The following is a 12,135-nucleotide window of genomic DNA, read 5'->3' on the forward strand; positions in this document are numbered from 1 at the left end:
GTGACAAAATTTCTCCATTTTTTACGGTGTATCATATTAAAATGATTTTAAATCAATATAGTCATATGAAAAATATATGAGCATAATACGATATCCGTTTTTCCATCTCAAAAAGCGGGCGGTTATAATAAGGGAAGCAAAACGGCAGGCACCAAAAAGCCGGGCCGTCTGTTGAAAGAAAGGGAAAATTTATGGAAAAGAAAGCAAGCCTTGTAGGACGCCTGCTCTCGGAAAATCAGATGTCGGAAGCATTTATCAACAGTATGTTTCTGGCGCTGTCCGGCGGTTTTCAGGATGCCTACACGTACAATTGCAGAGATGAAGTATTCTCAAATGCCCAGACGGGAAACGTTGTGCTGATGAGCCAGAATTTTCTGGAAGGAAACTTTACGGCAGGCCTTCGGTATCTCTTCCCGATCCTCTTTTTTGCGATGGGTGTATTTCTGGCAGAAAATTTCCAGGAGCATTACCGGTATGCAAAGAGGCTGCACTGGCGGCAGGTACTTCTCGCGGCGGAAATTGTGATCCTTGCGATCGTCGGATTTATTCCGTCTTCTTATAATATGCTCGCGGCGATGCTTGTATCGTTTGCGTGCGCGATTCAGGTACAGACCTTCCGCAAGGTCGGCGGTTATTCGTATGCAAGCACCATGTGCATCGGAAACCTGCGAAGCGGAACCGCAGCGCTGTCTATGTATATGCGGGATAAGAAAAAAGAACAGCTCCGTCAGGCCGGATACTATTTCGGCGTGATTCTGGCTTTCGCCATCGGCGCCGGAATCGGAGGCGTGTTCTCCATGCTGTATGGAATCCATGTAATCTGGATTTCCTGCGGACTTCTTCTGGTGAGCTTCCTTCTGATGTCACTGGAAAAGTACCGCTGAGAAATAAGAGAGAGTGAAGAAAGAAGGCTGAAAAAATGGAAGTATTTCTGGAGTGCTGTATGACACTATTCTTTTCAGCGGCCATGCTGCTGCTGATCGTCCGCCTGGCAAAGGGTGAGGAGAAAAACATGATGTTTGCGCGTGTGTTCTCCCTGGCGTCCAACGTCGGTTTCTGGATTGGAATTGTCCGCATCGCTGTGCTGAACCGGAGCGGATTTCTGATGTTCTTCTACATCACAGGCGCAATGCTTTCCTACACGGCGATGGTATTTGCCATGCCGCATAAAAAAGAGCAGATTGCCGGACAGCAGGCATAAATAAAAAAGAGACCCTGTATACGGGAAGGATGGAGCAGCGATGTTCCGTTCGCCGGTAGACAGGGTCTTTTTCTGTTTCAAACAAAAGTTCATAAAATCTTATACGCGTTCCAGAAGCTCCTCGATCAGCTCTTTTGCCGCCGCGTTCTGGTGCTGCCGCGGGTTGATGATAAGACAGATTTCACGTTTGGGGGCCTCCTCGATGAGCGGAATCCGACAGACGGTACGGCTCTTTAAGGCATCGCGTGCCAGCTCCTCCGGATAAAATCCGATGCCGAGGTTATACTCGACCATAGGAAGAATCTGATCCGTCGTCGCCGCCTCCATATCGGGGTGGAAGGCGAGGTTGTGATTCAGAAAGTACTCGGCGTACAGCTCCCGCGTGCCGGTGTCTTTGGCAAGCGAGATAAAAGGATATTCTGACAATTCGCCGAGATGATGCGGCTCTGCGGAAAGGGATGCATATTTCGATCCGCCGATCAGAATTTCCTGGAATGGGAAAATCGGGATCTTGTGCAGCGGTTTGCGGATTTCCACCGGGCTTGTGACGACTGCGAAGTCGACCAGACCGTTTTCGAGCGCCTGGATGGCCTGCGGCGTCGAGTGGTTGGAGATGCGCAGGCGGACGTGCGGATAGCGGGTGTGGAAGTGCTCCAGGCGGGAGAGCAGCATCAGACGAAGTGCCGTCTCGCTCGCACCGATTGTGATAAGGCCGCTCTCAAGAGACCGCTCAAGAGCCAGCTCCTCCTCAACCGTGCGGAGCTGTTCGTAGGCAACGGCCACACGCTCATACACCTTTTCGCCCTCCGCTGTCAGTGTGACACCCTGGTGGGAACGGATAAAAAGTTTGCAGCCAAGCTCACTTTCCAGATTGTTCATGCACCGTGTGATGTTGGGCTGGTTGTTTTTCAGAATTTCCGCGGCTTTTGTAAAGCTGTGATATTGTGCTACGAAGTAAAAAATGCGATAATAATCATATGTAATCATAAAAACCTCCGAAGGATGAAGAAGAAAAAATCATCCATGATTGCTTCAATATAAAATACATGCGCCGGGTTGTCAAGGGATTTCTGAGGATGGTCCGGCCGGATTGTGCGGGGGATGGCAGAAGAGAAGTGGAAATTTTTTGAAAAAACACTTGCAAAATACCCGGACAGGGTATATAGTGTAGAAGAAAACAAGATACCCCATTAGGGTATATGAAATAGAAAATCCAGAACTACAGAAAGGAAGACATACGATGGAACAGTACAATGTAACCGGCATGAGCTGCGCCGCCTGCCAGACCCGTGTCGAAAAAGCCGTGTCAAAGGTACCCGGTGTCACATCCTGCGCAGTCAGCCTTCTGACAAATTCCATGGGCGTGGAGGGAACGGCCTCCCCGGCAGAGATTATTGCCGCCGTGGAAAATGCAGGATACGGTGCGTCGAAAAAAGGCGAGAAGGGAAGCACATCACAGTCGGCTTCCACAGCAGAATACGAAGAGATGCTGAAAGACAAGGAAACACCGGTCATGAAACGCCGTCTGTTGAGCTCCGTTCTTCTTTTGATTCCGCTCATGTATTTCTCCATGGGCCATATGATGTGGGGATGGCCGCTGCCGAAATTCTTTGAAGGAAACCACATCGCAATGGGACTGGTACAGCTCCTGCTTACCATTGCGGTCATGGTCATCAACCAGAAATTCTTTATCAGCGGTTTCAAGAGTCTCTGGCATAAAGCACCGAACATGGACACACTGGTAGCGCTTGGTTCTACCGCATCGTTTGTATACAGCGTCTACGCCCTGTTTGCCATGACGGGAGCGCAGGTACAGGGGGACATGGATGCAGTCATGAGCTATATGCATGAATTTTACTTCGAGTCCGCAGCCATGATTCTGACCCTGATTACCGTCGGAAAAATGCTGGAGTCGATTTCCAAAGGAAAAACGACCGATGCGTTAAAGAGTCTGATGAAGCTGGCTCCGAAGACCGCCGTTCTCTTAAGAGACGGAAAAGAAGTGGAAGTCGGCATTGATCAGGTGAAAAAGGGCGATCATTTCATCGTCCGCCCGGGCGAAAATATTCCGGTGGACGGCGTTGTCCTGGAGGGAACGAGTGCCGTCAACGAATCCGCGCTGACTGGCGAGAGTATTCCGGTGGATAAAGAGGCCGGCGACCGCGTATCGGCGGCGACCTTAAACCAGTCCGGTTTCCTGACCTGTGAGGCGACGAGAGTCGGAGAAGACACAACACTCTCCCAGATCATTCAGATGGTCAGCGATGCGGCAGCGACAAAAGCGCCGATCGCCAAAGTGGCCGATAAAGTTTCCGGTATTTTTGTGCCGGCCGTTATCTGCATTGCACTTGCTACGATTGTGATCTGGCTGTTTGCAGGAGAGAGCGTCGGCTTTGCTCTTGCAAGAGGTATTTCCGTTCTCGTTATCAGCTGCCCGTGTGCGCTCGGCCTTGCAACACCGGTTGCGATCATGGTCGGAAACGGAATGGGAGCAAAACACGGAACGATGTTCAAAACCGCAGTTTCTCTCGAGGAGACAGGAAAAACACAGATCGTTGCACTCGATAAGACTGGAACCATCACAAGCGGAGAGCCGCAGGTAACCGATCTTGTCCCGGCGGACGGTGTAAGTGAGGAGGAGCTTTTAAAAGGTGCCTTTGCACTGGAGCAGAAAAGTGAGCATCCGCTGGCCCGTGCGATTCTTGCACTTGCAGAGGAAAAAGGCCTGGCCCGCGAAGAAGTCAGTGATTTCTCTGCGCTTCCTGGAAACGGTCTTGTGGCAAAACGGAACGGAAAAGAGCTCTGCGGAGGCAACCGCGCACTGATTACGAAAAAAGCGGTTCTCGCGAAACAGATGGAAGAGCAGGCAGCAAAACTTTCCGAAGAAGGAAAGACACCGCTGTTCTTCAGTGAAGACGGAAAGATGCTCGGTATGATCGCGGTTGCGGATGTCATCAAAGAGGACAGCCCGCGTGCGGTGAAAGAGCTGCAGAATATGGGAATCCGTGTCGTGATGCTGACCGGAGACAATGAGCGCACCGCGCGTGCCATCGGCGCTGAGGCAGGTGTGGACGAAGTCATCGCAGGCGTTCTGCCGGATGGAAAAGAAGCGGTCATCAGCCGCCTGAAAGAAAAAGGAAAAGTAGCGATGGTAGGAGACGGCATCAACGATGCACCGGCTCTGACCAGTGCGGATATCGGTATTGCCATCGGAGCAGGAACCGATATCGCGATCGATGCGGCAGACGTTGTCCTGATGAAGAGCCGCCTCTCCGATGTACCGGCAGCGATCCGCTTAAGCCGTGCGACCCTCAGGAACATTCACGAGAATTTGTTCTGGGCCTTCATTTACAATATCATCGGTATTCCGCTGGCTGCGGGCGTATGGATCCCGCTGTTCGGCTGGAAGCTGAACCCGATGTTCGGTGCGGCGGCGATGAGCCTTTCGAGCTTCTGCGTTGTGACAAACGCCCTGCGTCTGAATCTGTTTCGGATGCACGACGCGTCAAAAGATAAAAGAATCAAAAACGAAATTCTAAAGGAGGATCTGAACATGACAACAGAACAGGGAATGGTAAAAACCATGACAATCGAGGGCATGATGTGCGGCCACTGCGAGGCAAGAGTGAAGAAAACACTTGAGGCAATCGAGGGTGTTGCATCCGCAGAAGTAAGCCATGAAAAAGGAACAGCCGTTGTAACACTGACAGCTCCTGTATCAGACGATGTGCTGAAAACAGCCGTAGAGGCACAGGATTACACCGTAAAAGGAATCCAGTAAAACAGGAAACGTTGAGAAAAGGGAAACGCGCCTGGAATGAAAATTTCCGGGCGCGTTTCTTTTTTTTACCAGATATAGCAAAAATATTGCAATTTGTTCGGAATTTTCGTGACAAAAGGACAAAAATCCGTTAGGATAGAGAAAAAGAAGAGCAAAAACAAAAGGGTTTTTAGGATCAGGAGGTTTTTACATTATGACAGAGTACAGACTTGCAAAGCCGGAAGAGTGGGAGGACTGCATCGAACTTGCAAACTACGTGTTCAGCACGGCACACCGTCCGCACGACTTTGAGCAGTTAATTCCAAGGGTTTATCAGGCAGGACCGGAAATGGCACGGATCCACCGCGTCGCTGTTGCGGAAAACGGCAGACTCCGGGCCGAGATTGCGGTGCTTCCGCAGCAAATGGCAGCAGGGGGTAAGCTGCTCCGCGCAGGATATGTGGGAAGCGTTTCCGTGCATCCAAAGGCAAGGGGCGAAGGCCACATGAAGCGTCTTCTTGGCGACTGGATTACGGATCTGGAAGGAACGTGTGATCTTCTGGCACTGGACGGCCAGAGACAGCGGTATGCCTACTTTGGCTTTACGCCGGGAAGTGAAAAATACACGTTTTACCTGGATGTGGCAAATGTGCGCCATACCTGGAAAAACGGGGAACTCTCCGCTTACACCTTTGCGCCGCTGTTTCCGGAAAACGGCGAAGCGGACGAAGAGGCGGCAGCCTTTGCAAAGAAGCTGAATGAGGAAAAACCGCTTTACGTGGTAAGAGAGGATGTGAAAGCCTGCCTGAAAACGTTCGGCGAGCAGGCAATTGCAATCTGGAAAAACGGTGAGCGGATCGGATATCTGGCACTTTGCGGCGGAAACCAGGTTGTGGAAGCAGAAGTGTTGGAGGAACAGGATTTCGTTCCTGCACTTGCCGCTTATTTAAAAGAAAATGCGCTTGACTCTCTTTTCATTTCCATTCCGGTGTATGAGACCGGAAAAGCAGCAGCGTTATCGGAAGTCTGCGAAAGCTTCACAAAAGAGCGCTGCGGTTCCGCGATGTACCGTATTTTCCAATTTGCAGACGTCATCGAGGCAATGCTGACCATGAAAGCAGAGACGATGGGCATCAGCGATGGAACGTGGTCTGCTGTACTGGAGGGACAGCCGGTGACCGTGACGGTAAAAGATGGAACTGTGACCGTGACAGGGGAAGCCCATCCGGGGGCAGATGTACTCAACCGGGAGCAGGCGCAGGAACTGCTTCTTTCACCGCTGGCAAGTAAGGGAAGCAAGGTTCCATCTGAAATCTGGAAGAACATTCCATCCGACTGGTTCCCGCTTCCGCTGTACTGTGCGACGGCAGACGAATTTTAGGCAATGACTGTTGGGAGGCAGAGAAATATGAACGAGACAGCGAAACGAGACAGAAGAGACGAAAAAGAAGAAATCCGGTACCATGTGATTTTCTACGGCCAGGTGCAGGGCGTGGGGTTCCGTTACCGGGCGTATTATGCTGCCTACCAGCTCGGGCTGACAGGCTGGGTGAGAAACTGCTGGGATGAGACGGTGGAGATGGAGGTGCAGGGTGATGAGGAGACGATCACGGAGATGATCAAAAGGATCCGCACCTCCAGCTACATCGAAATCACGGATGCAAAATGGACGAAGATTCCGCTGGAATCGGAATTCGGTTTTCATATCCGTTGATCAGGGCTGTTTTTTCTCTTTTTCCGGAATTTCGACGAGAATGATATCGTTGCCGATCTGGCAGATGCGGTCCCATGGGATCACAAAATCCTCGCCGTGGCAGAAAAAGCCGCAGAATTTCACAGGACCCGGAAGAACGAGTCCGGTAAGATGTCCCGTTTTTGGATTGAATTCCACATCAATCGGACAGCCGAGCGTTTTGCAGGTGCAGATATTGATAACTTCTTTCTGGCGGAGATCTACAACGCGCATGCGGTGCTCCTTTTTACTGATTCCTATGGAAAAACATATGCGAAAATGTTGCTGCAGTTGACTTGAATTTCACGGAAAAATGCGTATACTGTAAAAGTAGAAAACTTTCCGAAATACTTATTTAGAAACGAGGACGAAAGATATGAGATGTCCATTTTGTAATCAGGATAATACCCGGGTTGTGGATTCACGCCCGATTGAAGACAGCAATGCGATCCGCCGCCGCCGGATGTGCGATGTCTGCGGCAGACGCTTTACGACATACGAAAAAGTGGAGACGATCCCTTTGATCGTCATCAAAAAAGATATGAACCGCGAGCAGTATGACCGCTCGAAAATCGAGACCGGTATCCTGCGCGCCTGCCACAAACGGCCGGTGTCCGCCGAGAAGATCAACGAGATGGTCAACAAGGTGGAGACGGAGCTTTTCAACGGCGAGGAACGCGAGATTCCAAGCTCTGTGATCGGAGAGAAGGTCATGCATTACTTAAAAGACCTGGATCAGGTGGCGTACGTCCGCTTTGCGTCGATTTACCGTGAGTTCAAGGACGTCAACACGTTCATGGACGAGCTGAAAAAGATGCTCGACAAATAGCGGGAGGCAAAAAAATGGAAGTGTCGAACTATATTAAAATGCGTGATCAGATGCAGGAACGTTTTCTGACATACGATCAGAAGGAGATCGAAGGAAAGTATGGCTTTGCGTTTGATGGCGATTATTTCTATGTGCCGTATCTTTTTGAAGAATGGAGAGTGAACCGCCATACCGGCGTTGTAGAGGGATCAAAAGACCATTTTCTTCATGTACATCAGGGCAGTTTCAATGAGACGCTGACGATTTTCGACCTGCTCTGCTGCGGAAAGAAGGAGATTGTGCTCGCCGGCACGTATGCGCGTACCAATTCCTTAAAGGGAACGATCAAAGGCCGCACGATTGCGTCCGGCGTTCACGACAGCCGCGCCGCACGGTATGACGGGCATGTGGAACAGCTGAAAAAAGCATGCGTTTCCCTTGGCGGAAAACCATATTTCCCGGGAGACGCTGCTTTTGTTTTTCATGTCTTTCCGTTTCTGCCGCTCGTCTTCCAGTTCTGGGAGTCCGATGAGGAATTCCCGCCGGTGCTGAAGTTTATGTGGGATGAAAACGTCCTCGATTATCTGCGGTTTGAGACGCTGTATTACGTGATGGGAGATTTCCTGGACGCACTGGATCAAGCCTTCGATGCATGTAAAACAGAAGCCTGATACCTTTTGTGAGACAAAATCTTACGAAAATTTTTCGAATGTTTATAAAAATTTCAGTATACGAATCCCTTGGTTTAATGCTATAATGAGCGAAAGTGAGTAAAAAAAGAGAAGAGAAAGGGGAATGCATATGGCTTTTAGCATGAAAGTAACACCGGAAATAGAGGAACTGACAAACATCTGTCTGGATAACTCCAAAATGGATGTTTCGCTGTATGGGCAATACGATGTAAAACGCGGACTGCGCGATGTCAACGGCGTTGGCGTCCTTGCGGGACTGACACAGATTTCAAACGTTGTGTCTTCGGATATCATTGACGGCGTCAAAACACCGTGTGACGGACGTCTGTACTACCGCGGCATCAACGTGGAAAAACTGACCCAGGGATTTTTGAGTGAAAACCGTATGGGATTTGAAGAAGTCGCTTATCTGCTCCTGTTTGGAAATCTGCCGAATGAAGAGCAGCTTAAGCATTTTAAGACGATTTTAAAACAGCAGCAGTCCCTGCCGAAGAACTTTGTGCGTGACGTTGTTATGAAAGCGCCGACCAAGGACATGATGAACACTCTGTCCCGAAGCGTTCTGACCCTGTACGCGTACGACAACCACGCAGATGATACCTCCCTTCCGAATGTGCTTCGCCAGTGCATTAACCTGATTTCTGTTTTCCCGATGCTGTCCGTCTATGGCTATCAGGCGTACAACCATTATATCAAGGGAAAAAGTTTATATATCCACAATCCGTCGAAGAAGCTTTCCACCGCAGAAAACATTCTGCTGATGCTCCGCCCGGATCAGAAATACACCCCGCTGGAGGCGAAGATCCTCGATCTTGCCCTCGTCCTCCACATGGAGCACGGCGGCGGTAACAACTCAACCTTTACAACACATGTTGTTTCTTCTTCCGGAACCGATACGTACTCCGCAATTGCAGCGGCGCTCGGCTCCTTAAAGGGACCGAAGCACGGCGGTGCAAACATCAAGGTTGTGCGGATGTTCGACGATATGAAGTCACACGTCAAAGACTGGACGGATGAGGAAGAAGTATCGAATTACTTAAGAAAGCTGCTGCACAAAGAGGCGTTCGACCAGAAAGGTCTGATTTACGGTATGGGCCATGCGGTTTACTCCATTTCCGACCCGCGTGCGCGCATCTTCAAGACCTTCGTTGAGCAGCTGGCAAAAGAAAAACACAGAGAGAAAGATTACCGGCTGTACGCTATGGTCGAGGAACTGGCTCCGAAGATCATCGGCGAGGAGCGCCATATTTACAAAGGTGTATCCGCAAACGTCGACTTCTACAGCGGCTTCGTTTACAGCATGCTGGATCTTCCGCTGGAGCTCTACACCCCGATGTTCGCCTGCGCGCGTATCGTCGGCTGGAGTGCACACCGGATGGAGGAACTGATCAACACCGACAAGATCATCCGCCCGGCGTACAAGAGTGTCAAAGATGAAGTGGACTATGTTCCGCTGGAAAACAGATAAAACAGGCAGAAGGGCCGGAGCGTGTCGGGATTTTCCGATCTGCTCCGGCATTGCTCTGTGCAGGAAGTAATGTGTCATTGTGAAAAATAGGAGAGTGCAGGAGAATGAATGAGACAAAAAATTACAGCATAACAAAATCCGGAGCAGTCATATTGGAAGGAGGGGCCAATCGCGGCGTCTTTACAGCAGGAGCGCTGGACTTTCTGATGGAGCAGGAGTATTATATCCCTCATGTGATCGGCGTTTCCGCCGGAGCCTGCAATGCGCTGGACTATGTATCGCGCCAGATTGGCAGAACGAGGGACTGTATGATTGTCACGGATGAGAAAAACCGCTACGTCAATAAGAATATCAAGACAATCGTTGAGAAAAAAGCACTGCTCGACATGGATATGGTGTTCGAACGGTATCCGTATGAGATTTTTCCATTTGATTTTGATACGTATTTTGCATCGCCGCAGACGTGTGAGCTGGTTGTGACAAACTGTGAGACGGGACGCGCGGAATATCTGGATGACCGCGAAAATAAAGAACGTCTGCTTGCAATTGGCCGTGCATCATCGAGCATGCCGATCGCCTGCCCGATGGTGGAGATCGACGGAAACGAGTACGTCGACGGCGGTGTTGCCGATTCGATCCCGATTATCCGTTCCTTAAAGACGGGACACCGAAAAAATGTCATTATTCTGACACGGAATTTCGGTTACCGCAAAAAAGAGGGAACGAGAGGCTGGGAGCTGTATGTGGCGGCATTCCGCAAATACCCGAATCTCGTGCGTGCGCTTGTAAACCGCGCGAAACATTATAACCAGGTACTCGAATGCATCGAAAAATGGGAAGAAGAAGGCTCCGTCTTTGTGATCCGCCCGGAGATACCGGCGGTATCGCGTCTCGAAAAGGACGAGGAGAAGCTGCGGGAATTTTACCAGCACGGCTATGACCAGATGAAAGCAAATTTTGAGGCTCTGCAGGAGTTTCTGAAAGAAGAATAAAGTTACTGTATAAACGAAAAGAGGATTGGAGAAAGAAGATGAGTGGAAAAAACCAGAAGAACCGGGGAACTATACTGATGCGGATGTTTTACCCGGACCGGAGAGAAAAAAGTGCCTATACGATCGATTACGCGGATCTGTACCGGAAAGGATACCGGGGCGTGATTTTTGATATCGATAATACGCTTGTTCCGCACGGTGCGCCGGCAACGAAGGAGGCGGCTGCGTTCTTTGCGTCTCTTCGGGAGACTGGTTTTTCCACCTGTCTGCTTTCCAACAATCAGAAACCGCGTGTGGCTCCGTTTGCCGATGCGGTCGGTTCTATCTATATCGAAAATGCGCACAAGCCTTCGGTGAAAAACTACCAGGAGGCATGCCGGAGAATGGGGATCAAAGAGGAGCAGGCGGTCTTTGTCGGGGATCAGCTTTTCACCGATGTGTACGGTGCAAAACGGACCGGACTTTACAATATTCTGACCGAGCCGATCAATCCGAAAGAGGAAATTCAGATCGTTCTGAAACGGTATCTGGAGCACATTGTACTGTTCTTTTATGAGCGTGATCTGGCCCGCGGCAGGATTACGAAAAAAAACAGTTGAAAAATCGGGAAAAATATTATATTATAAGATAAGCCTATGGTGCGCATTTGGCGCATCGTACTATGTTAAGGAGGAAAAATCAGAATGATTTCAGCAGGAGATTTTAGAAACGGCGTTACCCTCGAGATCGATGGTCAGGTCGTTCAGATTCTTGAATTTCAGCATGTAAAACCTGGTAAAGGAGCTGCATTCGTAAGAACAAAATTAAAAAATGTCATCAACGGTGGTGTGGTAGAGCGTACCTTCCGTCCGACTGAGAAATTCCCGCAGGCTCGTATCGAGCGTGTAGACATGCAGTATCTGTACAGCGATGGTGATTTATTCTACTTCATGAACGTAGAAAACTATGAGCAGATCGCTCTGAACGAAGAGACCATCGGAGATGCTCTGAAATTTGTAAAAGAAAACGAAATGGTTAAAGTATGTTCCTACAACGGAAATGTATTCGCAATCGAACCGCCTCTGTTTGTAGAGCTTGAGATCACCGAGACTGAGCCAGGCTTCAAGGGAGATACCGCACAGGGTGCTTCCAAACCGGCTACCGTTGAGACTGGTGCTACCGTAAGCGTTCCGCTGTTCGTAAACCAGGGAGACAAAATCAAAATTGATACCAGAACAGGTGAATATCTGTCCCGTGTATAAGTAAGACTGTTCCCGCCGTTGTCCGTCACAACTTTCTTTGTGGCGGACACGGTTTTCTAAATAAATAGAATATTCGTCTGAAAAATGGCTGATAAAGGCTGTCGGAAGCAGTCCGGGCCCGTTTTTCTCATCGTTCGAAGTTCCGCGAACCAACGAATCTCTGGCATATACAGATCTGTACAGAGGTTTTTAAGTTGTGTTTTTCGGAGCTTTTTTTGTTCCGTAAAGCAAAAATACAAAA

Annotated in this window: 13 protein-coding genes; 11 read left to right on the plus strand and 2 right to left on the minus strand. The window is 49.6% G+C overall.

The features are described from left to right. Nucleotides 1–191 precede the first annotated feature (191 nt). A complete protein-coding gene (locus tag DWX00_RS03870; protein ID WP_242991102.1) occupies nt 192–884 on the plus strand; it encodes a YoaK family protein in 693 nt (230 codons plus the stop codon). A 35-nt stretch (nt 885–919) separates the two neighbouring features. After that, a complete protein-coding gene (locus tag DWX00_RS03875; RefSeq protein WP_022462506.1) occupies nt 920–1,201 on the plus strand; it encodes a hypothetical protein in 282 nt (93 codons plus the stop codon). A gap of 99 nt (nt 1,202–1,300) precedes the next feature. On the opposite strand, the gene DWX00_RS03880 is transcribed toward DWX00_RS03875, so the two are convergent. Further along, nucleotides 1,301–2,188, minus strand: a complete 888-nt coding sequence (locus DWX00_RS03880) for a LysR family transcriptional regulator (protein ID WP_117509122.1) — start codon at nt 2,186–2,188, stop codon at nt 1,301–1,303. Between the two features lie 253 nt (nt 2,189–2,441). Here DWX00_RS03880 and DWX00_RS03885 point away from each other — a divergent pair, with 253 nt between their 5' ends. The 3 genes from DWX00_RS03885 (at nt 2,442) to DWX00_RS03895 (ending at nt 6,675) form a co-directional block, all read left to right on the plus strand. Further along, nucleotides 2,442–4,982 (plus strand): heavy metal translocating P-type ATPase, encoded by a 2,541-nt coding sequence (locus tag DWX00_RS03885; protein WP_118594688.1) that lies wholly within the window; start codon nt 2,442–2,444, stop codon nt 4,980–4,982. A 193-nt stretch (nt 4,983–5,175) separates the two neighbouring features. Continuing rightward, nucleotides 5,176–6,342: a GNAT family N-acetyltransferase gene (locus tag DWX00_RS03890; protein WP_118594689.1), complete on the plus strand. Its 1,167-nt coding sequence runs from the start codon at nt 5,176–5,178 to the stop codon at nt 6,340–6,342. A 27-nt stretch (nt 6,343–6,369) separates the two neighbouring features. Next, nucleotides 6,370–6,675: an acylphosphatase gene (locus tag DWX00_RS03895; RefSeq protein WP_022462510.1), complete on the plus strand. Its 306-nt coding sequence runs from the start codon at nt 6,370–6,372 to the stop codon at nt 6,673–6,675. Here the strand turns inward: DWX00_RS03895 and DWX00_RS03900 are convergent, their stop codons facing one another. Next, on the minus strand, nt 6,676–6,927 hold the full coding sequence (locus DWX00_RS03900) for a YlmC/YmxH family sporulation protein (protein ID WP_022462511.1): 252 nt from the start codon (nt 6,925–6,927) through the stop codon (nt 6,676–6,678). 142 nt (nt 6,928–7,069) lie between these two features. Between DWX00_RS03900 and nrdR the strand changes: the two genes are divergently transcribed. From nrdR to efp, 6 genes are all read left to right on the plus strand, one after another. Then, on the plus strand, nt 7,070–7,522 hold the full coding sequence (gene nrdR, locus DWX00_RS03905) for a transcriptional regulator NrdR (protein WP_022462512.1): 453 nt from the start codon (nt 7,070–7,072) through the stop codon (nt 7,520–7,522). Between the two features lie 14 nt (nt 7,523–7,536). Then, nucleotides 7,537–8,172 (plus strand): DUF3786 domain-containing protein, encoded by a 636-nt coding sequence (locus DWX00_RS03910; protein ID WP_117509119.1) that lies wholly within the window; start codon nt 7,537–7,539, stop codon nt 8,170–8,172. Nucleotides 8,173–8,302: 130 nt separating this feature from the next. After that, complete coding sequence (locus DWX00_RS03915; protein ID WP_117509174.1) at nt 8,303–9,661, plus strand: citrate/2-methylcitrate synthase; 1,359 nt, start codon at nt 8,303–8,305, stop codon at nt 9,659–9,661. A gap of 104 nt (nt 9,662–9,765) precedes the next feature. Next, a complete protein-coding gene (locus DWX00_RS03920) occupies nt 9,766–10,653 on the plus strand; it encodes a patatin-like phospholipase family protein (protein ID WP_055218274.1) in 888 nt (295 codons plus the stop codon). A gap of 74 nt (nt 10,654–10,727) precedes the next feature. Then, the gene (locus DWX00_RS03925) at nt 10,728–11,252 is read left to right on the plus strand and encodes a YqeG family HAD IIIA-type phosphatase (RefSeq protein WP_117509173.1); all 525 of its coding nucleotides are present in this window, start codon (nt 10,728–10,730) and stop codon (nt 11,250–11,252) included. A gap of 84 nt (nt 11,253–11,336) precedes the next feature. Next, nucleotides 11,337–11,894 carry an elongation factor P gene (gene efp / locus DWX00_RS03930; protein ID WP_022462517.1) on the plus strand — a complete coding sequence of 186 codons (558 nt, stop codon included), beginning with the start codon at nt 11,337–11,339 and terminating at the stop codon, nt 11,892–11,894. Nucleotides 11,895–12,135: the final 241 nt, after the last annotated feature.

The organism is Blautia sp. AF17-9LB (assembly GCF_003479185.1).
GTDB lineage: Bacteria > Bacillota > Clostridia > Lachnospirales > Lachnospiraceae > Fusicatenibacter > Fusicatenibacter saccharivorans.

Excerpts from the sequence above, each read along its gene's own strand:
- DWX00_RS03885 (WP_118594688.1), top strand. The coding sequence starts at position 2,442 with ATGGAACAGTACAATGTAACCGGCATGAGCTGCGCCGCCTGCCAGACC.
- DWX00_RS03920 (WP_055218274.1), top strand. The coding sequence starts at position 9,766 with ATGAATGAGACAAAAAATTACAGCATAACAAAATCCGGAGCAGTCATA.
- DWX00_RS03900 (WP_022462511.1), bottom strand. The coding sequence starts at position 6,927 with ATGCGCGTTGTAGATCTCCGCCAGAAAGAAGTTATCAATATCTGCACC.
- DWX00_RS03890 (WP_118594689.1), top strand. The coding sequence starts at position 5,176 with ATGACAGAGTACAGACTTGCAAAGCCGGAAGAGTGGGAGGACTGCATC.
- DWX00_RS03875 (WP_022462506.1), top strand. The coding sequence starts at position 920 with ATGGAAGTATTTCTGGAGTGCTGTATGACACTATTCTTTTCAGCGGCC.
- DWX00_RS03880 (WP_117509122.1), bottom strand. The coding sequence starts at position 2,188 with ATGATTACATATGATTATTATCGCATTTTTTACTTCGTAGCACAATAT.
- DWX00_RS03895 (WP_022462510.1), top strand. The coding sequence starts at position 6,370 with ATGAACGAGACAGCGAAACGAGACAGAAGAGACGAAAAAGAAGAAATC.
- DWX00_RS03870 (WP_242991102.1), top strand. The coding sequence starts at position 192 with ATGGAAAAGAAAGCAAGCCTTGTAGGACGCCTGCTCTCGGAAAATCAG.
- DWX00_RS03910 (WP_117509119.1), top strand. The coding sequence starts at position 7,537 with ATGGAAGTGTCGAACTATATTAAAATGCGTGATCAGATGCAGGAACGT.
- nrdR (WP_022462512.1), top strand. The coding sequence starts at position 7,070 with ATGAGATGTCCATTTTGTAATCAGGATAATACCCGGGTTGTGGATTCA.
- efp (WP_022462517.1), top strand. The coding sequence starts at position 11,337 with ATGATTTCAGCAGGAGATTTTAGAAACGGCGTTACCCTCGAGATCGAT.
- DWX00_RS03915 (WP_117509174.1), top strand. The coding sequence starts at position 8,303 with ATGGCTTTTAGCATGAAAGTAACACCGGAAATAGAGGAACTGACAAAC.